The sequence below is a fragment of the Enterobacter sp. CPE_E890 genome (genome assembly GCF_046521475.1).
Taxonomy (GTDB): domain Bacteria; phylum Pseudomonadota; class Gammaproteobacteria; order Enterobacterales; family Enterobacteriaceae; genus Enterobacter; species Enterobacter adelaidei.
The window spans coordinates 2,430,899-2,452,134 of record NZ_JBKFZW010000001.1 but is presented as its reverse complement, the minus strand read 5'-3'; the positions used below and the strand labels follow the sequence as shown (position 1 = coordinate 2,452,134).

The following is a 21,236-nucleotide window of genomic DNA, read 5'->3' as shown; positions in this document are numbered from 1 at the left end:
GATTGAGTTTTCACCATTTAACGTTTTAAGATCGACCTCTCTTCTTTTCAGCAACGAATCTCCGACATCCCTATGACAACGAACACAGTTTCCCGCAGAGTTGCGTGGCTACGGGTGGTCACGCTGGCTATTGCCGCATTTATTTTTAACACCACAGAATTTGTTCCGGTTGGGCTGTTGTCTGATATCGCGGAAAGTTTCCAGATGGAAACGGCGCAGGTGGGCATTATGTTGACCATCTACGCCTGGGTGGTGGTGCTGATGTCCCTGCCGTTTATGCTCATGACCAGCCAGATGGAGCGGCGTAAGCTGTTAATCGGTCTGTTTGCGTTGTTTATTGCCAGTCACGTTTTGTCGTTTATGGCGTGGAGCTTTACCGTGCTGGTCATTAGCCGCGTCGGTATTGCCTTTGCCCACGCTGTGTTTTGGTCAATTACTGCGTCTCTGGCTATACGGCTGGCACCAGCCGGTAAACGTGCCCAGGCGCTGAGCCTGATTGCCACCGGTACGGCGCTGGCGATGGTATTGGGTCTGCCTATTGGCCGCATCGTAGGGCAATATTTCGGCTGGCGTACCACCTTCTTCGCTATCGGCATGGGGGCACTGATCACGCTGGTTTGCCTGATCAAACTGCTGCCGACGCTGCCAAGTGAACATTCTGGCTCGCTGAAAAGCCTGCCGCTGCTGATGCGTCGCCCGGCGTTACTGAGTATCTACCTGCTTACCGTCATTGTGGTGACGGCGCATTACACGGCGTATAGCTACATTGAGCCGTTTGTACAGGTTGTGGCGGGCTTTAGCGCCAACTTTGCCACGGTATTACTGTTGATCCTCGGTGGAGCGGGCATTATTGGCAGCATTCTGTTTGGTAAGCTGGGTAACCAGCATGCCTCCACTCTGGTGAGTAGTGCCATTGGCCTGCTGCTGGCCTGCCTGCTGTTACTGATGCCCGCGGCGGGAAGTGAAAACCATCTGGCGATCCTCAGCCTGTTCTGGGGGGTGGCGATCATGATTATTGGTCTGGGCATGCAGGTGAAAGTCCTGGCCCTGGCACCCGATGCGACGGACGTCGCCATGTCACTGTTCTCGGGGATTTTTAATCTGGGCATTGGCGCGGGCGCGCTGGTGGGAAATCAAATTAGCCTGCATGTGTCGATGTCGGCGATCGGCTATCTGGGAGCCATCCCTGCGCTGGTAGCGCTGATCTGGTCAGTGCTGATCTTCCGTAAATGGCCGGTGGCGCTTGAAGAACACAGGCAGCACGGGTGACGTTTGTTTGTGCCGGGTGAGGCGAAGCCGCCACCCGGCAATGAAATTAATGGTAAGTTTTAATAATCTCCAGTACGCCGTTAATAATAAACTGCACGCCCATACAGACCAGTAAGAAGCCCATCAGACGGGAAATCGCCTCGATACCGCCCTTGCCTACCCAGCGCATAATGGCGCCAGAACTGCGCAGTGACACCCACACGATAATCCCTATAATCGCAAAGATCAGCGGTGGCGCAACCGTCAGTACCCAGTCCGGGAAGGTTGCGCTGTCACGCACCGTGGATGCGGAACTGATGATCATCGCGATGGTACCCGGCCCCGCCGTGCTCGGCATGGCAATTGGTACAAAGGCGATATTCGCACTCGGTTCGGTTTCCAGCTCTTCCGATTTACTGGTCGCTTCCGGTGACTCATGCGCTTTTTGTGCCGGGAACAGCATACGGAAACCGATAAAGGCCACAATCAGCCCCCCGGCGATACGCAGGCCAGGGATAGAAATCCCGAAGGTGTTCATCACCAGTTGTCCGGCGTAGTAAGCCACCATCATAATGGCGAATACATACACGGAGGCCATCATCGACTGATGATTACGCTCGGCGCTGTTCATGTTCCCCGCGAGCCCGAGGAAGAGCGCAACCGTCGTTAACGGGTTGGCCAACGGCAGCAATACCACCAGCCCAAGACCAATTGCTTTAATCAAATCCAACATAGTGCGTTGTTGTCCTTATTCATATTTAACACAGCAATTATAGGGGGAAAGTGTGACGTTCAGCCATCTGCTCAACGTAACGATTATTTTCCTCCTTGAACAATTACTCCCGGTTATCTATTTGATTTGAAAGACCTCAAAAAACGTACATGAAACGTTTTAGCAATTCGTGGCATCGGTTAATTCATTCAGTTGACTTATACTTGCCTGAGCAATAATATCTGCCGTGACTAAACTACTTGCCAGGGCAACCATTGTGAAAAGCACCAGTGATCTCTTTAACGACATTATTCCACTGGGTCGTCTTATTCATATGGTCAATCAGAAAAAAGATCGCCTGCTCAATGACTACCTGTCACCGCTGGATATCACCGCAACACAGTTCAAAGTGCTGTGTTCCATTCGCTGCGAAATGTGTATCACGCCGGTTGAGCTGAAAAAGGTGCTCTCTGTCGATCTGGGTGCGCTAACCCGCATGCTGGATCGTCTCGTCTGCAAAGGATGGATAGAACGAAGCCCTAACCCGAATGACAAACGCGGCGTACTGGTGAAACTCACCGAGGATGGCGCAGCGATGTGCGAACAATGTCATCAATTAGTAGGACAAAAATTACATCAGGAACTCACAAAAAACTTAACGGCAGATGAAGTGGCAACCCTTGAGCTTTTGCTTAAGAAAATACTGCCGTAATCAGAATAAGAGGTATGACGATGTCCAGACGCAATACTGACGCTATTACCATTCATAGCATTTTGGACTGGATCGAAGATAACCTGGAATCGCCGCTCTCCCTTGAAAAAGTGTCCGAGCGTTCAGGTTACTCCAAATGGCACCTGCAACGGATGTTCAAAAAAGAGACCGGCCATTCATTAGGTCAATATATTCGCAGCCGCAAGCTGACAGAAATTGCCCAGAAACTGAAAGAAAGCAATGAGCCGATCCTTTATCTGGCGGAGCGTTATGGATTTGAATCGCAACAAACCCTGACGCGTACGTTCAAGAACTACTTTGACGTGCCGCCTCATAAGTACCGAATTACCAGCGTGCCGGGCGAATCCCGATACCTGTATCCGTTAAAACATTGTAGTTAATCATCGCCTTTAAAGACGTAACCGAGGAAATCATGAAAGCTATCGCCTCCGCCGCCCTCGCCTTGCTGGTGCTGTTCTCCAGCCAGACCTTCGCGGAGCAAACCCCTCGTGCAACGCAGCAAAATAATCCTGATACGATGATTTTGCCGTCAGCACATGACCTGTCACCCTACGATTTCAACCACATGGGTGCAGGTAGCGACAAGTCCGACGAATTAGGCGTGCCTTATTACAATTAGCACGGCCTCTGATTCGTTTTGCCCCGCAGATGCGGGGCTTTTTTATGCCTTTCCACTGACCCGCGTCGCCCGACGCACGCGCAAACCAAAGACATTAATATACAACCCGGCCATGATCAGCACAGCGCCAAGCAGCTGCAGCGCGCTCAGCGTTTCATTCAGTAAGAGTGCCGCACTGGCAAGCCCCACCACCGGAACCAGCAGCGACAGCGGTGCGACGCGCCAGGTTTCATACTTGCCAAGCAGTGACCCCCAGATCCCATAGCCGATAATAGTGGCGACAAACGCCAGGTAGAGTAGCGACAAAATCGTGGTGAGATCGATTTCAACCAGGCTGTTCAGCATCACATCCGGACCATCCAGAATAAACGACGCCGCCAGAAACGGGATTATCGGGATCAGCGCACTCCAGACCACCAGCGACATAACAGCCGGGCGCGCCTCATGCTGCATGATCAATTTGTTGAAGATATTCCCGCAGGCCCAGCTCAGCCCCGCCGCCAGCGTCAGCATAAAGCCGAGCAACGCCACATCCTGACCGTTCAGACTGGCCTCAATCAGTACCAGCACGCCAAACACCGCGAGCGTGATCCCCGCCAGCTGTTTGCCCTGCAGGCGCTCACCAAACACAAACGCGCCGAGGATAATGGTAAAGAACGCCTGCGCCTGTAACACCAGCGAGGCAAGACCGGCCGGCATTCCGAACTTGATGGCACAGAAGAGAAAAGCGAACTGGCCAAAGCTGATGGTCAGGCCATAGCCCAGCAGCAGTTTCAACGGGATTTTAGGACGGGCGACGAAAAAAAGCGCCGGGAACGCCACCAGCATGAAACGTAAACCGGCCAGCATCAGCGGGGGCATGTTGTGCAACCCCAGCTTGATGACCACAAAATTGAGCCCCCATACTACGACCACCAGCAACGCCAGCAGCCCGTCTTTACGCGTCATACCCTGCCCCTGAATTATTAATTATTTGTTAACACTTCAAGGTAACAGAAAAAAGCACGCTGCGAGAAGATCATTAATTCTGGCAGTCAGGCGAAGCACTTACGGATAAATTGGGTGCTATACAAGCCCCTTATGTCGTGATACTCCTTTTAGAACACAACATAAAAAGCATAAGCAATTGTCGGGCAGGAATATGAAACCATCTCTCAGGCGCTCAACCGCAGCGCTGCTGGCATCGTCATTGTTGTTAACAATCGGTCGGGGGGCAACGCTGCCGTTTATGACCATTTATCTCACGCGCGTCTATAGCATGAGCGTCGAGAATATTGGTTATGCCCTGACGATTGCGCTGACTATCGGCGTGGTGTTCAGCCTGGGGTTTGGCATTCTTGCCGATAAGTTTGATAAAAAACGCTACATGCTGATCGCGATCGTGGCTTTTATTGCCGGATTTGTCGCGATCCCGTTGGTCGATAACGTCACGCTGGTGGTGCTGTTCTTTGCGCTGATCAACTGCGCCTATTCCGTCTTTTCGACGGTGCTGAAGGCCTGGTTCTCCGACGTGCTCACCGCAAGTCAGAAAGCGCGTGTCTTCTCGCTGAACTACAGCTTCCTGAATATTGGCTGGACGATCGGGCCGCCCATTGGCACCCTGCTGGTGATGTACAGCCTGCAGCTGCCGTTCTGGCTGGCCGCCTTCTGTGCCGCACTGCCGCTCGGATTTATCCATTTCTTCGTGCAAAAAAGCGTCGCACTGGATACCACCGAGGAGAAAATGCCCTGGCAGCCGTCAGTATTGCTGAAAGACCGCGCGCTGTTCTGGTACACGCTCTCTGGCCTGCTGGCGTCCTACGTGGGCGGGTCGTTCGCGAGCTGTATTTCGCAATACGTTCTGGCTGCGCATGCAGACAGTGATTTCGCTGAAAAAGTGGTCGCTGTGGTATTGCCCGTAAACGCCGCCGTGGTGGTGACGCTGCAATATGCCCTGGGCCGCAAGATCTCTGCCAGCAATATTCGCCCGCTGATGACCCTCGCGACCCTGTTTTTTATTATGGGACTCGGCGGCTTCATGCTCTCCGGAGAAAACCTGATTTACTGGGGTATTGCTGCCGCCATCTTTACGCTCGGCGAAATCATCTATGCGCCGGGTGAATACATGTTGATCGACAACATTGCGCCGCCTGGAATGAAGGCGAGCTATTTCTCCGCGCAGGCGCTGGGCTGGCTCGGCGCAGCGGCAAACCCGATGATCACCGGTATTATCCTGACCAACCTGCCGCACTGGTCGTTATTTGTGATTATGATGGTCGCCATTGTGATTGCCTGGCTGATGATCTTGCGCGGGATGAGCGTGAAGGCATGGTGCGAAACACCCAACGTAGCGTAGCCCGTATAGGCCGGGTAAGGCGTTGCCGCTACCCGGCCATAAAGCATCAATGGTGTAACATCTCCTCCACCACCTGCTCTTTGTACATTTCATTCGGATAATAGGTCGGCCAGTTATCCATCTCTTTCAGCAGCGCCTCGTGGGAGGTGTTGCCCATGAAGATATGGAAGTGCGAAGAGGCCTTGGGTCCGATGGTATGGTCGCTGAACTGCACGAATTTCGGCGCCTTGCTGCTGGTGTCCTTGCACTCAAACAGATAGCGAACGCCTTTCTTACCTGACGCGTAGGTCAGGATTTTGTAGCCGCTGTAATCATAGTGACAGCGGCTAACCTCTTTACCTTTGTGAAATTCCATAACGTTATTTTCAATGCCGATGGCATCCACGTCCGTCGCATATCCCGTGCGGTAGTAGGCTTTCACCTCATCAAAGGATTTGCTTTTATCCTTCTGCGCTTTCTGCTTAAAGACCGGATCCAGCGAACCATCGAGCAGGAACGGATAGACCGACTGCCAGGTACCGTCCCAGTCAGATAGCGCTCTGTCCTTCACGTCTTTATCCTCAAACACGCCGTTCGCCGCTTTCTGTTCCGCTTCGGTCATCTGATGTCCGTGCGAGTGAGCAAACAGCTGGCCGCTGACCAGCAGCGCCCCCAGAGTCATGGCAAATTTTCCAATATGTGCAGCCAACATAACATCCTCATTCCGTTTGATAAGAATGCGAATGTTATATTATAACATTTCAAATCGCAACCAGGCCGCGAACGCCCTCCTGCTCCATGTTTTCACCTCGTCCGCGCTGAATGATGGTGCCGCGCGACATCAGCAGATAGCTGTCGGCAAGCCCGGCAGCAAAATCATAAAACTGCTCGACCAGCAGGATCGCCATATCCCCCCGATCCGCCAGGGTGCGGATCACCTGACCTATCTCTTTTATGACAGACGGCTGTATACCTTCGGTGGGTTCATCGAGGATCAACAATTGCGGGCGGCTTGCCAGCGCTCGACCAATCGCCAGCTGTTGCTGTTGTCCTCCGGAGAGATCGCCCCCGCGACGCTGTTTCATCTCTTTAAGCACAGGGAACAACTGCCAGATCTCTTCCGGAACATGCTTTGCATCGCGGGCAGAAAACCGCGACAGGCCCAGCAGCAAATTTTCTTCAACGGTTAAGCGAGGGAAAATTTCACGCCCCTGCGGGACATACGCCACGCCAGACTGCACCCGCTGGTGCGGCTTGCTATGGGTGATTTTTTTGCCCTGCCAAATCACCTCCCCGGTTTTCGCCGGGATCAGACCCATAAGGCACTTCAGCAGCGTAGTTTTCCCGACGCCGTTACGCCCCAGCAGGCAGGTGACTTCGCCAGTGATGGCTTCAAAGCTCACGCCGCGCAGAATATGGCTGCCGCCATAATATTGATTCAGTTCGTTAACCTGTAACATCACCGCTCCTTAGCGTCCCAGATAGACTTCAATCACCTGCTCATTGGCCTGCACTTCGCGAAGCGATCCCTCCGCCAGCACGCGCCCCTGGTGCAGTACCGTCACGTGATCGGCAATGGTTTCTACAAAGCCCATATCGTGCTCCACCACCATCAGAGAATGCTTGCCCGCCAGCGTTTTGAACAACTCAGCGGTATATTCGGTTTCCGCATCGGTCATCCCGGCCGCCGGCTCATCCAGCAACAACAGATGCGGATCCTGGACCAACAGCATGCCGATCTCGAGGAACTGTTTTTGCCCGTGCGAAAGTAGCCCGGCCAGGCGATCACGTTCACTACTCAGCCGCAGCAAAACCAGCATTTCATCAATCCGGTCACGTTGTTCCCCGTTGAGTTTTGCCCGCAGGCTCGCCCAGACGGATTTATCGGTTTTCATGGCAATCTCAAGGTTTTCCCACACCGTTAGCGCTTCAAATACCGTCGGTTTCTGGAATTTTCGGCCAATCCCCTGACGGGCAATGGCGGCGGGCTCAAGCAGCGTCAGGTCAATAGACTGGTCATAAATCGCTTTGCCGCTTTTCGGCCGTGTTTTGCCAGTGATGACATCCATCAGCGTGGTTTTCCCTGCACCATTGGGACCAATCACGCAGCGCAACTCGCCCACACCGATATTCAGCGTCAGATCCGTCAGGGCCTGAAACCCATCGAAATTGACATTAATGGCCTCAAGTTGCAGTACCGGGTCGGTCTGTTCGCGGTAGCGATCGCCAGGTAACTGGCGGGTGAATAATCCTTCAGCTGGCTGCATTACTTCTCTCCCTTACGAAACAGACCGTAAACGCCACGTGGTAAAAACAGGGTCACTGCGATAAAAATCATTCCGAGAAACAGTTGCCAGTATTCCGGCATCGCGACCGTGAAAACACTCTTTGCCCCATTCACCAGCGCAGCGCCTATCACCGGCCCCACCAACGTGCCACGTCCGCCCAGCGCTACCCAGATTGCCGCTTCTATCGAGTTTGTCGGCGACATCTCTCCTGGGTTGATAATGCCCACCTGCGGAACGTAGAGTGCCCCTGCCAGGCCACACAGCACTGCAGAAAGTGTCCACACCAGCAGCTTGAACCCGCGAGGATCGTACCCGCAAAACGTCAGGCGGTTTTCGGCATCCCGTACGGCGGTTAAAATGCGGCCAAACTTGCTCTTCGCCAGCGCAAATCCGGTGCCTAACGCCAGGAGCAGCAACAATACGGTCGCCAGAAACAGCGCAATACGCGTGGTCGTTTCCGTCACCGAAAACCCCAGCAACGTGGTGAAACCGGTAAAGCCGTTATTACCGCCAAAACCGGTTTCGTTGCGAAAGAACAGCAACATCCCCGCATAGGTCAGCGCCTGGGTCATAATTGAGAAGTAGACCCCTTTGATCTTCGAGCGGAAGGCAAACCAGCCAAACACCAGCGCCAGCAGGCCAGGCACCATGACAATCAGCACCAGCGTCCAGGCAAAGTACTGGGTTCCCCACCAGAACCACGGCATTTCGGTCCAGGAGAGAAACGACATAAACGCGGGCAAACCGTCACCTGCGGCCTGGCGCATCAGGTACATGCCCATCGCATAGCCACCCAGCGCGAAGAAAATGCCGTGCCCAAGGGACAACATTCCGGCATAGCCCCATACCAGATCCAGCGCCACCGCAACGATGGCGTAGCAGAGGATCTTACCGATAAGCGTCAGCATCCAGGTTGATAACGCCAGCGGATGCGTGGCAGGGAGTAAGGCAAAAAACGGCAATATCAGCAGACACGCCACCAGCAGGCTGCCGACAATCTGAATGGTTCGCGGCGCTTTACGCGCCAGCGTTAAGGTGAGTGGCTGGCTCATCAGTCAATAACCCTCCCTTTCAGTGCAAACAACCCCTGCGGTCGTTTCTGAATAAACAGAATGATCGCCACCAGAATCAGAATCTTGCCCAGTACCGCCCCCATCTGCGGCTCAAGGATTTTATTAAAGATCCCAAGACCAAAGGCTGCGGCCACGCTGCCTGCCAGCTGGCCTACGCCACCGAGAACGACAACGAGGAAAGAGTCGATGATATAGCCCTGACCCAGCTCTGGCCCGACGTTCCCAAGCTGAGATAACGCCACGCCGCCTAACCCGGCAATGCCTGAGCCAAGCCCGAAAGCCAGCATATCGACACGCCCCGTCGGCACCCCACAACAGGCAGCCATGCTGCGGTTTTGTGTCACCGCACGCACGTTAAGCCCCAGACGGGTTTTATTCAGAATCAGCCAGGTGAAGAACAGCACCAGCAGCACGAATCCCAGTACCACTATGCGGTTCCACGGCAACGTCAGGTTAGCAAAGACCTGCACGCCGCCAGACAACCATGCCGGGTTTGCCACCTCCAGATTCTGTGCGCCAAAGGTCATGCGCACAAGCTGGATGAGCATCAGGCTGATGCCCCAGGTTGCCAGCAGCGTTTCCAGCGGACGACCGTACAGGTGACGGATCACGGTACGCTCCAGCAGCATCCCGATGACCGCCGTCAGGCAGAACGCCACCGGCAACGCGATAATCGGATAGAGCGCCAGCCACTGGGGAGCAAGCCCGGCCATCACCTGCTGCACCATCCATGTAGCGTACGCCCCGAGCATTAGCATCTCACCGTGGGCCATATTGATTACCCCCAGCAAACCGTAGGTGATAGCAAGACCCAGCGCGGCCAGCAGCAGCACGGTTCCCAGAGAGAGTCCCATAAACGCCTGTCCCAGCAGATCGCCCCACATCAGGCGATGCTTAATCTGGCTAAGGCTCTCTTCTGCGGCAGCGCGAACGCCAGCATCAGGCTCTGTCTGCACCTGCGCAAACGGTGTTAGCTTTGACTGCACATCCGGATCGTCGGACTGACCTAACAGCTCGACTGCCTTGCGGCGCACCTCTGCCTGCGGACTTGCAAGCTGAAGATTCGCCACCGCCAGCAGCAGCGCCTGGCGCGCCACATCATCGGTTTCACTCACAACCCGCGTTTGCAGGAAACCGAGCATGCCGGGCTGAGCGTCACGCTGAAGCTGGCGAGCCGCAGCACGTCTTTCAGTGACACTGTCACTCACAAGCTGATGTGTAGCAATGGCTGTTGCGGCAAGCACCCGTAGCCGGTTGGTCAGACGCACGGCTTTGGTTGGCCCCTCTGCAGTTTTGGTTTCCCCCAGCGGCATGATGTCGCCATTACGTTGCACAAACGCGTGCTTTTGGCTGTCGGTGTAGAGGTTTTCATCTTGCAGTGCCTGAAGCAGCGGCAACCTTGCGGCATCCGGCGCTGCGGCCCACTGCGTCAGCAGGTCAGCCTGCTGGCTGCGACTGGCGGCAACAAAACGATCGGCATCCGATGCCTGCGCCATCCCTGGCAGCAGACCGGCAAGCCACACAATAGCGACGATCGTGCGCATGACGTTCATGGATTATCTCCCTGCGGTAATGGCTCAGTTGCTGGCGGTTTTCATCGGCTGATCGGGCTTTTTGTCATTCCCGGCAATGAACGGGCTCCACGGCTGGGCACGTACCGGCTGTTCAGTCTGCCACACCACGTTAAACTGACCGTTCCCTTCAATTTCACCGATCATGACCGGCTTATGCAGGTGATGGTTGGTAGCATCCATGGTGAGCGTAAAACCTGAAGGGGCTTTAAATGACTGGCCTGCCATCGCCGTGCGCACTTTATCTACATCGGTAGAACCGGCTTTTTCCACCGCCTGTGCCCACATATGGATGCCCACGTAGGTGGCTTCCATCGGGTCGTTGGTCACCACGGTATCGGCATTCGGCAGCTTGTGCGCTTTTGCATAGGCTTTGTAATCCGCCACGAACGCCTGGTTGGTCGGGTTATCCACAGACTCAAAGTAGTTCCACGCCGCGAGGTTGCCGACCAGCGGTTTGGTGTCGATCCCGCGCAGCTCTTCTTCACCCACGGAGAATGCCACTACCGGCACGTCGGTCGCTTTCAGGCCCTGGTTAGCCAGCTCTTTGTAAAACGGTACGTTGGAGTCTCCGTTGATGGTCGATACCACGGCGGTTTTACCGCCTGCGGAGAATTTCTTAATGTTGGCAACAATAGTCTGGTAGTCGCTGTGACCAAACGGGGTGTAAACCTCTTCGATATCCTTATCCTCGACCCCTTTCGAATGCAGGAAGGCACGCAGGATCTTGTTGGTCGTACGGGGGTAAACGTAATCGGTACCTAACAGGAAGAAGCGTTTTGCCCCACCGCCGTCTTCACTCATCAGGTATTCCACAGCCGGGATCGCCTGCTGGTTCGGTGCCGCGCCGGTATAGAAGACGTTCGGTGACATCTCCTCGCCTTCATATTGCACCGGGTAGAACAGCAGGCCGTTCAGTTCTTCAAACACCGGCAGAACCGATTTACGCGACACCGATGTCCAGCAACCGAACACGACCGCGACTTTATCCTGGCTTAACAGCTGGCGAGCTTTCTCAGCAAACAGCGGCCAGTTCGACGCCGGGTCAACCACTACCGGTTCCAGCTTTTTACCCAGTACGCCCCCTTTGGCGTTGATCTCATCGATCGTCATCAGCGCAACATCTTTCAGCGGGGTCTCGGAGATAGCCATCGTGCCGGACAAAGAATGCATGATGCCCACTTTGATGGTATCGGCCGCTTGCACGCCAAAACTCATTCCCATAGCAACAACAGAAGCTGACAACGCGAAGGCTTTCAATAAGGTACGACGGTGCATATTTTCACTCCTGAAAAAGAACGCTGTGCGAAGACGTCCGTTACGGCGTGGACGCGGAAAAAAATGTGCCAGCTAAGCAGGAGCAAAAAGGATGCCAGAATGGAAAAAGCGCGATTGCAGGGAAAGTGAAAGCAGGATGTAAAGAGAACGACTCAGAATGGCACAGCGCTGCACTTTTATAATGCAGCGCCGGGAACGAAGGGTTTACCAGACTTCGCTGGCGATCTGCGTCACCAGACGCACTTTATCCCACTGCTGGTTTTCACTTAGCGTGTTGCCCTCTTCCGTGGAGGCAAAACCACACTGTGGGCTGAGGCAAATTTGCGCTTTCGCCACGTATTTTGCCGCCTCCTCCAGACGTGCCTTTACCCCTTCCGGGTTTTCAAGTTCGCCGTTTTTAGTGGTGATAAGGCCCAGCACCACCTGCTGCTTGCCCGGGCGAACAAAACGCAGGGGTGCAAAATCACCGCTGCGGTCGTTGTCATACTCAAGGAAGAAGGCATCAACGTTGACCGTGCCAAACAGCACTTCCGCCACCGGCTCGTAGCCGCCTTCGGAAATCCAGGTTGAACGGAAATTCCCGCGACAGACGTGCAGCCCGATGGTCAGATCGTCCGGTTTCCCTTCCAGCGCCTTGTTTAGCACGCGGGCATAGATACGCGCCAGTTCATCGGCATCATCGCCGCGTTCGCGGATCTGACGGCGCTGATCGTCAGAACAGAGATACGCCCAGACGGTGTCATCCAGCTGCAGATAACGGCAGCCTGCATCGTAGAATGCGCGGATGGCATCACGCCAGGTGGTCGCCAGGTCGTCAAAATAGTCATTCAGATCCGGGTAAACCGTCGCATCAATGTCTTTACGGCCTCCGCGGAAATGGAGCACGCTCGGGCTGGGAATGGTCATCTTCGGCTGAGCGTTGCCGCTGATGCTTTTCAGATAACGAAAATCTTCCAGCATCGGATGCTCGCCAAAGCCCAGCTTGCCGATGACGCGCACGCCATGGGCTTTGGTTTGTACCCCGTTAAATTGAATACCCTGCTGTGAATCGTAACGCTCAACGCCCTGCAGACCGTCGAAGAAATCGAAATGCCACCAGGCGCGGCGAAACTCGCCGTCGGTGACCACATGGAGCCCACATGCGCACTGCTGCTCGACAACATGGCGGATCGCCTCATCCTCAACCGCGCGAAGTTCTCCGGCATCAATTTCGCCGCTGGCAAATTTCAGGCGGGCCTGTTTGATGGTGTCCGGACGTAAAAAACTGCCTACTACATCGGCGCGATACGGGGCGTGTTGTCGTTGCATGGAATTCTCCTCAGTCTGCCGGCGATAATTGCCAGAAGTGATAATTCATTATTTGAATATTTGGACTTCTGGATGTCTAAATGTCCAAAAAAGATGTCATATCTGTCATATTCCGGCAAACGAGAAAATTTCACGGGTGTTGAATAAAATTCATCTTCACAGCGCGGTAGCGGTTTCGCTGCTGGCAAAGGCGAACTTTTCATCTTCCCAGCCGGTGATCCCCCCGAGCATGATTTTGACCGGCAGCCCGAGTCGTGCCAGCTTGAGCGCCGCTCTGTCCGCGCCGTTACAGTGCGGCCCTGCGCAGTAGACAACGAAAAGCGTGCCTTCAGGCCATTGCGCCATGCGCTCAGGAGTAATCTGGCTACGCGGCAGGTGCAAAGCACCAGGCACATGACGGCGTGCAAACTGCTCCGGACTCCCTACTACGTGCAGCAGCACAAAATCTTGCTCCTGGTTGACGATGGCATGATGCACATCAGCACAGTCGGTTTCGACGCTCAGGCGGCGTAGAAAATGGGTGACAGCTTCCTGCGGTTCCGCAGCCGGAAATTCAGTAACATAACTCATGATACTTCCTCATCTTTGGCGTTTGTGTTAACACTACTCTATCCACAAATTCAGCCCGTGAATGCCCGCGCGTATGCCAGAAAACAGCAAAAAGATGACAAACTTAAGACAGATAACGCGGCCGCTGGTGGTTGTACTGGCGTATGACGGTCTGTGTACCTTTGAGTTTGGCGTGGCGGTGGAGATCTTTGGTCTGCCGCGTCCTGAACTGGGGGACGAATGGTATCGTTTTGCGGTGGCGGGTATTGATAGCGGTGAACTTCGGGCAACCGGTGGGATCCGTATAATAACCGACGGCGATTTAAGCCTGCTTGAATCTGCCGATCTGATCGTGATTCCTGGCTGGAGAGGCCTGGATTCACCAGTCCCGGACACACTTTGTGAGGTATTACGCCGGGCCAGCGCGCGAGGCTGCCAGTTGCTGTCCATCTGTTCGGGGGTCTTTGTGCTGGCGGCGTCGGGGTTGCTGAACGGACGTAAAGCCACGACGCACTGGCGCTATCTTGACGCGCTTAAAGCCCGTTACCCTGACATCCTGGTGGTCGAGGATGTGCTCTATCAGGATGAGGGAGATATTCTTACCTCCGCAGGCAGTGCAGCAGGAATTGATCTCTGCCTGCACGTTGTACGACGGGATTATGGAATGGAAACGGCCAATAGCGTTGCGCGTCGGCTGGTTATTCCCCCTCACAGGGATGGCTCACAACCGCAACAGCTGAGTCGCCCGGTCGCGCAGTTGCGGGAAAGCCAACGCCTGGGCCAGCTTTTTGATTTCCTGCACAATCATCTTGTCGAGCCTCATAGCGTCGATTCGCTGGCGCGTCGGGTGGGCATGAGCCAGCGCACTTTCCTTCGTCGCTTCGAGGCAGCGACAGGAATGACCCCAGCGCGTTGGTTGATCAATGAACGCCTGATGCGGGCAAAAGATTATCTTGAAAGCAGCCGTTTAAGTATCGACAGTATTGCAGAACAAACTGGATTTGGTCAGGCATCGACGTTGCGCCATCATTTTCGCCAGCAGTTTGCACTTTCCCCGGCACAGTATCGCAAGCAATTTTCAGGTTCAGGTACTGCCCGCTGAGGCATCACTCTTTTGGTTGTGTTGAAATACGGAGCACCTGATGATCACCACACACGTTTTTATCGCGGTCAGTCTTGATGGCTATATCGCCCGAGAGAATGACGATATCGACTGGCTTTTGCAGCGCGATGACCCGACAGAAGATCATGGCTATGAAGCGTTCATCGCGGACAAAGAGTGGATCGTAATGGGACGAGGGAGCTATGAGAAGGTATTGTCCTTTGACACATGGCCTTATGACCGGCCCGTGCTGGTACTCTCCCGACAGCTGGCGAATACTCCCGTGCCGGAGGTCCTGAAGGGCAAAGTACAGTTCTCTCATCGCACACCAACAGAGGTGCTCGATGACCTGGCGGCGCAGAACGTCCATCGCGTCTATCTCGATGGCGGACAGGTGATACAGTCGTTCCTGCGTGAAGGGCTGGTCGCGGATATGGTTATCACGACCGTCCCTGTTCTGCTTGGTTCAGGAAAGTCTTTGTTCGGAAGCCTGCCCCAGGATATTGATTTGACACTGGTATCAAGCCACAGCTTCCCTTCAGGTCTGGTGCAGTCGCACTATCGGCTGAAATCATAAACCGCGGCAAACATCGTGACGACATGTACAAAAAAAAACCGCCATTATCTGGCGGTAAATGCTTGCATGGATAGATTTGTATTTTATGCTCTACGTCCCGACACTCCATGGCCGGGCAGCGGATCCATTACAACCTAACACCTTTTATCTTAACGAGAGGTAAACAGCCCTATTAACCCGCTTTGGTATTGATTTGCAAATAACGCATCAGCCCCTGTTCAGCGCTCAATTTTGCGTCATCATTCATTGCTTCCAGATAAAACGAACGCGCGACGCTATAAGGTGCTTTATCAGAAGGATACACGGCAAACTGAAATGTTTTTCCCCGCAACTGATTGGTGCAGTCTAATTCCCAATGTTGATCGTTCACTTTGGTGCTATTGCAGGCAACACGACCATAATCGCTGGTTAAATATGAGCCAACACGTGTTTGTGCGGACTTAATATATTCCGGTTCGTTGTCACCAGCGTAGTGAAACCCAGCAGCAGCCACAACAGCAGCCGCTACAATCCCAAACGTTATCATTTTTTTCATTAATCAGGACCCATTCCTTAGCCATAGACTCGCTATTATATAGGAATAATCTTTAAAGTAACTGTCCAGTTATGTACCAAAAATGGCGGTTTGCAATATATCAGATGATTTTTAAGATGTTTCCTGGCTGTCTTTCATTCCGACAATATTTGACATTCTCTTTGCGATAATTTGAACTTTTGAATAATAACACCATGAAATAACAGGCATGATATTCCTGCTCTGTCATTTCGCGGTGAACACATGATAAAAAAAGGGTTAACACTCATAATGCTGATTTGCGCCCTGTTTTCAGGCCAACTGATGGCCGGGCACAAAGGTCATGAGTATTTATGGGTAAAAAATGTTGGGCATCAGCTTCGGCATGAAGCTGACAGCGATGAGTTGCGAAGTGAAGCAGAAGAATCAGCGGAAGGTTTGCGCGAACACCACCTGTGGCAAAAATCGCGCAAACCGGATACACACTTTCGTTAATTACCTTTGCGTTTAGGCAGGGTTTTCATAAGTTCGTCCGGGCTTACTGAGGCTACGACACTCCCCGGCGCTGGCATTTTGAAAATATGGTTTTTCATCTTGCCAATTACATGCATTTCGCAAGGACGGCAGTCAAATTTCAGGGTAAGCACTTCGTCACCATTCACCAGTTGCATAGGTGTGGCCTTCCAGCTCTTGATGTTCCCTTTCGCCTGCTTAGGACACAGGTTAAAGGCAAAACGGAGGCAGTGCTTGGTGATCATCACCGGCACATCACCCTTCTCTTCATGTGCTTCATAGGCCGCGTCGATCAGCTGCACGCCGTGACGATGATAGAATTTACGTGCTTTATGGTTGTAGACGTTAGCCAGGAACGACAAATGCGTATCCGGGTAAACGGGCGCTGGAACAGCTTCAGCTTTACGGCTACCTCGCGGATAGTGAGCCAGACGAGCCGCATCGAGCATTTCCGAGGTTTCCCGACGGAACTGGTTAAGCAGGCTGTTCGGCACGAACAGTGCGTCAGACAGATTCACCTCAATATTACGTGCGTAGTAAATCGTCTGCCCCAGCTTCGCCACACCCTCTTTCAGGTTGTTTAGCGCTTTGTCCGCATTGTTGGCGACCTCAAACTGGCCATCAAGCGTATGCGTCACGCTGATGCCGTCTTCGCAGGTCATGGTCAAAATCAGCTGCTCTTCCCAGCCTCCCAGTTCAATATCCACCGCGATGCGACGCTCGCTGGAGGTTTTCAGCAGCGCCTGCTGCCAGTTATGATCCAGGTTACGGTTTAGCGCCGCGTTCGGTCGCGCTTTGTAGAGATCGGCAGGCATTTCATTCGGCCACACGCGATAGCGATTTTCTCCGGTTTTTTCAACCGTATTGGCACGGAAGCCTACGACTTCACGCTTAATCATCACGTTCAGGCCATCGCCGTTCGCCAGCGGCTCCGTGACCTCCACGTCCAGATGATCCTTCGCCACTTTCAGAACTTCACCGACCGGCAAGCCGATAAATTTCGGCGAATCAAACGCGCCGATGTCACCTTTACGGGCGTTCACGAAATAGTCGGTACTGCCACGATGGAAGGTTTTATCGGTCGACGGAATAAAGAAATGCTCAGTACGACCGGCTGACGCGCGTGCCAGGTCACCACGATCTTCAATAATGGCATCCAGCATTTGACGATAGTGTGCGGTGATGTTCTTCACGTAGCTCATATCTTTATACCGCCCTTCAATTTTGAAGGAGCGCACGCCTGCATCAATCAGCGCACCGAGGTTGGCGGTCTGATCGTTATCCTTCATGGAAAGCAGGTGTTTTTCAAACGCCACGACGCGACCCTGATCGTCTTTCAGGGTATACGGCAGGCGACAAGCCTGAGAGCAATCGCCGCGGTTAGCGCTGCGCCCGGTCTGGGCGTGAGAAATATTGCACTGGCCGGAATAAGCCACGCACAACGCGCCGTGGATAAAGAACTCAATCGTCGCGTCTGTCGCCTGGTGGATATCACGGATCTGGTTCAGGTTCAGTTCACGCGCCAGAACGATCTGTGAAAAACCGACGTCGGAGAGGAATTTGGCTTTTTCAACGGTGCGGATATCGCACTGGGTGCTGGCGTGCAGTTCAATAGGTGGAATATCCAGCTCAAGAACGCCCATATCCTGAACAATCAGGGCATCGACCCCGGTCTGGTAGAGATCGGTGATCAGACGTTGCGCAGGTTCCAGTTCATCATCATGAAGAATGGTGTTCAGGGTCACGAACACTTTCGCCCCGAAACGGTGGGCGAACGGTACCAGTTCAGCAATATCCTGCAGACTGTTGCTGGCGTTATGGCGGGCACCAAAGCCTGGACCGCCAATGTAGACGGCATCTGCACCGTGAAGGATCGCTTCACGGGCAATGGCGGCGTCGCGGGCCGGGCTTAAAAGTTCAAGATGATGGGATTGCAGGCGCATACTTCGTCGTTATCCGTTATGGTCAAAATGGCGGCTATTGTAGTCAGAAGTATGCGACAGCGAAACAGTTTTGCGTAGCGTCAGCGGGGATAATGGATTAGGGAGTGAAAATGCACCGTCCGGTCGCTGCTGTTACGGTACGCGTGCGGTTTGTCTCCGGCAAAACGGATGCCTGAATCGGCAGGAATTGTCTGCCACTCACCCTCCAGTTGCATCTCCAGCTCGCCGCTTATCACCACCACATGCTCAATCACCCCCGTTTCATGGGGCGTTGACTCGCTTAGCGCGCCGGGTGCCAGGGTAATGGAGAAATGATCAAACTTCAGCGTCTCATCCCACGGGAACAGCGGTTTTACCACCATGGCCTGCTGCTGGGGGTCAAAAACAGCCTGCTTGTCCGCCTCTGGGGTGATAAAGGTGGAAAACGGTACGTTCAGCCCGGTGGCGATTTTCCACAATGTTGATACCGTCGGGCTGGATTCATTGCGCTCGATTTGCCCGAGCATCGCTTTTGAAACTCCCGTCTCTTCTGCCAGTTTCGACAAACTCCAGCCGCGATCCTGGCGCAGTGTTTTCAGTGTGGTTGCAAGATGTTGTGTGATGTCCATGTTCCCTCCTGGTGATTACGAGCATATCACTTGTACGCTATAACGCACAGTGTTACCTTATTTCGGACGTTATAACGCACAACGGAGTTTTCATGCGCGCTTCTTCAACACACCTTGTTCCAGCCGTTCTGGCGGGTTTTGTCGCCGTCCTGGTCGGCTACGCCAGTTCTGCTGCCATCATCTGGCAAGCCGCAGCGGCAGCCGGCGCAAATGCGCAACAGATTGCGGGCTGGATGACGGCACTCGGGATTGGGATGGGAGTCAGCACGCTGGCGCTTTCCTGGTGGTATAAAGCGCCGGTACTCACCGCCTGGTCAACACCCGGTGCGGCGCTGCTCGCGACCAGCCTGCACGGTGTCACGCTGGCTGAAACGATCGGCGTGTTCATCTTTGCCAATGCGCTCATTTTACTCTGCGGCATCACCGGGCTATTCGCCAGGCTGATGAAGTTGATCCCCCATTCGCTTGCCGCTGCCATGCTGGCAGGGGTGCTTTTGCAGTTTGGGCTGCATGCGTTTGCCCATCTGGAGGGGCACTTTCTGCTGTGCGGCAGCATGATTGCCGCGTGGCTAATGGCAAAAGCGCTGGCCCCCCGCTATGCCATTGTGGTTACGCTTCTGGCAGGCGGCATCGTGGCCTGGGTAAGTGGTGACGTTGTCACGGATAAATTCACCCTTTCCCTTGTTATGCCGGAGTTTATTGCGCCATCCTTCACCTTCACCAGCCTGGTGAGCGTGGGCATCCCTTTCTTCCTGGTGACCATGGCCTCTCAAAATGCCCCGGGATTCGCCACGATGAAAGCCTCCGGCTACCCGCTGGCGGTTTCGCCGCTCATCATCTTTACGGGCGGGCTGGCACTGCTGTTTTCGCCCTTTGGCGTCTTTTCCATCTGTATCGCGGCGATTACCGCCGCCATTTGTCAGAGCCCGGATGCGCACCCGGATGCAGGTAAACGCTGGCTGGCAGCCATCGCGGCCGGGGGATTTTATCTGTTAGCCGGTATTTTCGGTGGTTCTATTACTGCAATCATGACGGCGCTACCGCTCAGTTGGATCCAGACGCTGGCGGGTCTGGCGTTACTGGGCACCATCAGCGGAAGTCTGTATCAGGCGCTGAATCACGAAGCGGAACGTGACGCAGCGATAGTCACATTCCTGATGACCGCGAGCGGTGTGACGCTCCTGGGCATTGGTTCGGCATTCTGGGGACTGGTTCTGGGCGGTGTGTGCTATGCCCTGTTATCACGCACTCGCCGCGCGTAGCTGAGAAGGCGTCATTCCCGTCACGCTGCGAAAGCGGTTACTGAAGTGGCTGGCGGAGTTAAATCCACAGGCAAGCGCGATGTCCGTCAGCGGCGTCGCCGTGTGTTGTACCAGCGCTTTCGCCTTTTCCATTCTGCGCTGCATCACGTACTGATGCGGCGCCAGCCCCGTCGACTGGCGGAACATGCGGGCAAAATGGTATTCGCTGAGGGCAGCCTGTGCAGCCAGTTCTGCCAGCGTCAGGGGCTGCCCCAGGTTCTCTTCGATAAAGGCCAGCACGTTACGCAACACGAACGGGGATAACCCGCCCGTGACGACCGGCAATTTCCACTGAACGTTCGAGTAGTTTTGCAGCAGATGGGTTAACAGCAGCGTAGAGGCCGTGCTCAGGGTGAGCTGGTTAGCGTGCTGCTGCCAGTCGCAGCCGAGTAAAAACTGACGGTACAACGCGGTTATCTTCGGGTCACTGCCGAAAATACGCTCGTCCAGGGTCAGCGAAAGTGGCCGCTTGTCCCAGATTTTTTCTCCCACGTCGCGCAGATGTTCATCGGTGCAGTAGAGATGCACAAACGACAGGTCATCCCGGATATCCCACGTTGATTCGCTCTCTTTGGGCATCAAACAGAAACGATCCGGACCACCGCCATTTTTCCAGCCGCCCGGCGTTTTTTGATAACTTTCGTAACCGTCAGCCACGTACAGGCTAAGGGTATGATGATTGCTTTTTACCGTTATCGTATCGTGCTTGTTGTACCACGCTGCCAGCTGAATACCCGAGTTCAGCGAGACGGTTTCCCGCAGGACTGCATTCTGTTGGCGCAGCGTTTCAAAGGTATCGTAAGCGTGAGACATAACCGTTAGCGTGTTATTGATCAGAATATCAGTCTAAGAATTGTTGCCGCCGGTTGCCAGTCCCCATAAAAGAAAAAAGCGCAAGAATTTGCAAGTCTACCGCAAGGCAGTGCAAGCCCCTTGCGGCTCAGCGCGCCATACTGCCCACTTCCGTGGTTTGAGAAGAGAAAAA

The 21,236-nt window shown here is 54.1% G+C and carries 23 protein-coding genes; 9 read left to right on the top strand and 14 right to left on the bottom strand.

Features of this window, described 5'->3' with window-relative positions; translation table 11 throughout:
• Positions 1 to 72 precede the first annotated feature (72 nt).
• The gene (locus ACLHV9_RS12065; protein ID WP_407220537.1) at positions 73 to 1,269 is read left to right on the top strand and encodes a sugar transporter; all 1,197 of its coding nucleotides are present in this window, start codon (positions 73 to 75) and stop codon (positions 1,267 to 1,269) included.
• Positions 1,270 to 1,315: 46 nt separating this feature from the next.
• Here ACLHV9_RS12065 and ACLHV9_RS12060 read toward each other — a convergent pair whose 3' ends face one another.
• The gene (locus ACLHV9_RS12060) at positions 1,316 to 1,981 is read right to left on the bottom strand and encodes a MarC family NAAT transporter (protein WP_028017428.1); all 666 of its coding nucleotides are present in this window, start codon (positions 1,979 to 1,981) and stop codon (positions 1,316 to 1,318) included.
• Between the two features lie 256 nt (positions 1,982 to 2,237).
• Between ACLHV9_RS12060 and marR the strand changes: the two genes are divergently transcribed.
• From marR to marB, 3 genes are read left to right on the top strand one after another with little or no spacing between them, the layout of a single operon-like run.
• Entirely contained in the window at positions 2,238 to 2,672 is a 435-nt protein-coding gene (gene marR / locus ACLHV9_RS12055) for a multiple antibiotic resistance transcriptional regulator MarR (RefSeq protein WP_028017429.1), read from the top strand.
• 20 nt (positions 2,673 to 2,692) lie between these two features.
• Positions 2,693 to 3,073 (top strand): MDR efflux pump AcrAB transcriptional activator MarA, encoded by a 381-nt coding sequence (gene marA, locus ACLHV9_RS12050; protein WP_008502237.1) that lies wholly within the window; start codon positions 2,693 to 2,695, stop codon positions 3,071 to 3,073.
• Positions 3,074 to 3,105: 32 nt separating this feature from the next.
• On the top strand, positions 3,106 to 3,312 hold the full coding sequence (gene marB, locus ACLHV9_RS12045) for a multiple antibiotic resistance protein MarB (protein WP_407220536.1): 207 nt from the start codon (positions 3,106 to 3,108) through the stop codon (positions 3,310 to 3,312).
• Positions 3,313 to 3,354: 42 nt separating this feature from the next.
• On the opposite strand, the gene eamA is transcribed toward marB, so the two are convergent.
• Positions 3,355 to 4,260 carry an O-acetylserine/cysteine exporter gene (eamA, locus tag ACLHV9_RS12040; RefSeq protein ID WP_028017431.1) on the bottom strand — a complete coding sequence of 302 codons (906 nt, stop codon included), beginning with the start codon at positions 4,258 to 4,260 and terminating at the stop codon, positions 3,355 to 3,357.
• 193 nt (positions 4,261 to 4,453) lie between these two features.
• Between eamA and ydeE the strand changes: the two genes are divergently transcribed.
• Positions 4,454 to 5,647, top strand: coding sequence for an efflux MFS transporter YdeE (gene ydeE, locus ACLHV9_RS12035; protein WP_407220534.1), 1,194 nt, complete (start codon positions 4,454 to 4,456; stop codon positions 5,645 to 5,647).
• Between the two features lie 46 nt (positions 5,648 to 5,693).
• Here the strand turns inward: ydeE and zinT are convergent, their stop codons facing one another.
• From zinT to ACLHV9_RS11995, 8 genes are all read right to left on the bottom strand, one after another.
• A complete protein-coding gene (gene zinT, locus ACLHV9_RS12030; RefSeq protein WP_028017433.1) occupies positions 5,694 to 6,335 on the bottom strand; it encodes a metal-binding protein ZinT in 642 nt (213 codons plus the stop codon).
• A 52-nt stretch (positions 6,336 to 6,387) separates the two neighbouring features.
• Positions 6,388 to 7,086, bottom strand: a complete 699-nt coding sequence (gene urtE / locus ACLHV9_RS12025) for an urea ABC transporter ATP-binding subunit UrtE (RefSeq protein WP_407220533.1) — start codon at positions 7,084 to 7,086, stop codon at positions 6,388 to 6,390.
• A 9-nt stretch (positions 7,087 to 7,095) separates the two neighbouring features.
• On the bottom strand, positions 7,096 to 7,893 hold the full coding sequence (urtD, locus tag ACLHV9_RS12020) for an urea ABC transporter ATP-binding protein UrtD (RefSeq protein WP_407220531.1): 798 nt from the start codon (positions 7,891 to 7,893) through the stop codon (positions 7,096 to 7,098).
• Entirely contained in the window at positions 7,893 to 8,966 is a 1,074-nt protein-coding gene (gene urtC / locus ACLHV9_RS12015; protein WP_028017436.1) for an urea ABC transporter permease subunit UrtC, read from the bottom strand. The genes urtD and urtC overlap by 1 nt, the downstream gene beginning before the upstream one ends.
• Entirely contained in the window at positions 8,966 to 10,540 is a 1,575-nt protein-coding gene (gene urtB, locus ACLHV9_RS12010; RefSeq protein WP_407220530.1) for an urea ABC transporter permease subunit UrtB, read from the bottom strand. The genes urtC and urtB overlap by 1 nt, the downstream gene beginning before the upstream one ends.
• Before the next feature lie 24 nt (positions 10,541 to 10,564).
• Positions 10,565 to 11,836, bottom strand: a complete 1,272-nt coding sequence (urtA, locus tag ACLHV9_RS12005) for an urea ABC transporter substrate-binding protein (RefSeq protein ID WP_407220529.1) — start codon at positions 11,834 to 11,836, stop codon at positions 10,565 to 10,567.
• 204 nt (positions 11,837 to 12,040) lie between these two features.
• The gene (locus ACLHV9_RS12000) at positions 12,041 to 13,144 is read right to left on the bottom strand and encodes a cobalamin-independent methionine synthase II family protein (protein ID WP_028017439.1); all 1,104 of its coding nucleotides are present in this window, start codon (positions 13,142 to 13,144) and stop codon (positions 12,041 to 12,043) included.
• A gap of 156 nt (positions 13,145 to 13,300) precedes the next feature.
• Entirely contained in the window at positions 13,301 to 13,714 is a 414-nt protein-coding gene (locus ACLHV9_RS11995; RefSeq protein ID WP_108089934.1) for a rhodanese-like domain-containing protein, read from the bottom strand.
• A gap of 73 nt (positions 13,715 to 13,787) precedes the next feature.
• On the opposite strand from ACLHV9_RS11995, the gene ftrA reads away from it, so the two are divergent.
• Together ftrA and ACLHV9_RS11985 are read left to right on the top strand one after the other, a co-directional pair.
• Positions 13,788 to 14,795 carry a transcriptional regulator FtrA gene (gene ftrA / locus ACLHV9_RS11990; protein WP_407220528.1) on the top strand — a complete coding sequence of 336 codons (1,008 nt, stop codon included), beginning with the start codon at positions 13,788 to 13,790 and terminating at the stop codon, positions 14,793 to 14,795.
• A 40-nt stretch (positions 14,796 to 14,835) separates the two neighbouring features.
• Complete coding sequence (locus tag ACLHV9_RS11985; protein WP_407220526.1) at positions 14,836 to 15,372, top strand: dihydrofolate reductase family protein; 537 nt, start codon at positions 14,836 to 14,838, stop codon at positions 15,370 to 15,372.
• A gap of 172 nt (positions 15,373 to 15,544) precedes the next feature.
• On the opposite strand, the gene ACLHV9_RS11980 is transcribed toward ACLHV9_RS11985, so the two are convergent.
• Positions 15,545 to 15,907, bottom strand: coding sequence for a hypothetical protein (locus tag ACLHV9_RS11980; RefSeq protein ID WP_129325008.1), 363 nt, complete (start codon positions 15,905 to 15,907; stop codon positions 15,545 to 15,547).
• A 243-nt stretch (positions 15,908 to 16,150) separates the two neighbouring features.
• On the opposite strand from ACLHV9_RS11980, the gene ACLHV9_RS11975 reads away from it, so the two are divergent.
• Entirely contained in the window at positions 16,151 to 16,381 is a 231-nt protein-coding gene (locus ACLHV9_RS11975; RefSeq protein WP_028017444.1) for a DUF2554 family protein, read from the top strand.
• Here ACLHV9_RS11975 and ACLHV9_RS11970 read toward each other — a convergent pair.
• Together ACLHV9_RS11970 and ACLHV9_RS11965 are read right to left on the bottom strand one after the other, a co-directional pair.
• Positions 16,378 to 18,342 carry a peptidase U32 family protein gene (locus tag ACLHV9_RS11970; protein ID WP_407220525.1) on the bottom strand — a complete coding sequence of 655 codons (1,965 nt, stop codon included), beginning with the start codon at positions 18,340 to 18,342 and terminating at the stop codon, positions 16,378 to 16,380. The genes ACLHV9_RS11975 and ACLHV9_RS11970 overlap by 4 nt on opposite strands.
• A gap of 80 nt (positions 18,343 to 18,422) precedes the next feature.
• A complete protein-coding gene (locus ACLHV9_RS11965) occupies positions 18,423 to 18,950 on the bottom strand; it encodes a helix-turn-helix domain-containing protein (RefSeq protein ID WP_028017446.1) in 528 nt (175 codons plus the stop codon).
• 92 nt (positions 18,951 to 19,042) lie between these two features.
• Between ACLHV9_RS11965 and ACLHV9_RS11960 the strand changes: the two genes are divergently transcribed.
• Positions 19,043 to 20,212 (top strand): benzoate/H(+) symporter BenE family transporter, encoded by a 1,170-nt coding sequence (locus ACLHV9_RS11960; protein ID WP_049007225.1) that lies wholly within the window; start codon positions 19,043 to 19,045, stop codon positions 20,210 to 20,212.
• Here ACLHV9_RS11960 and ACLHV9_RS11955 read toward each other — a convergent pair.
• A complete protein-coding gene (locus ACLHV9_RS11955) occupies positions 20,192 to 21,064 on the bottom strand; it encodes a helix-turn-helix transcriptional regulator (protein WP_028017448.1) in 873 nt (290 codons plus the stop codon). The two genes, ACLHV9_RS11960 and ACLHV9_RS11955, sit on opposite strands and share 21 nt — an antisense overlap.
• Positions 21,065 to 21,236: the final 172 nt, after the last annotated feature.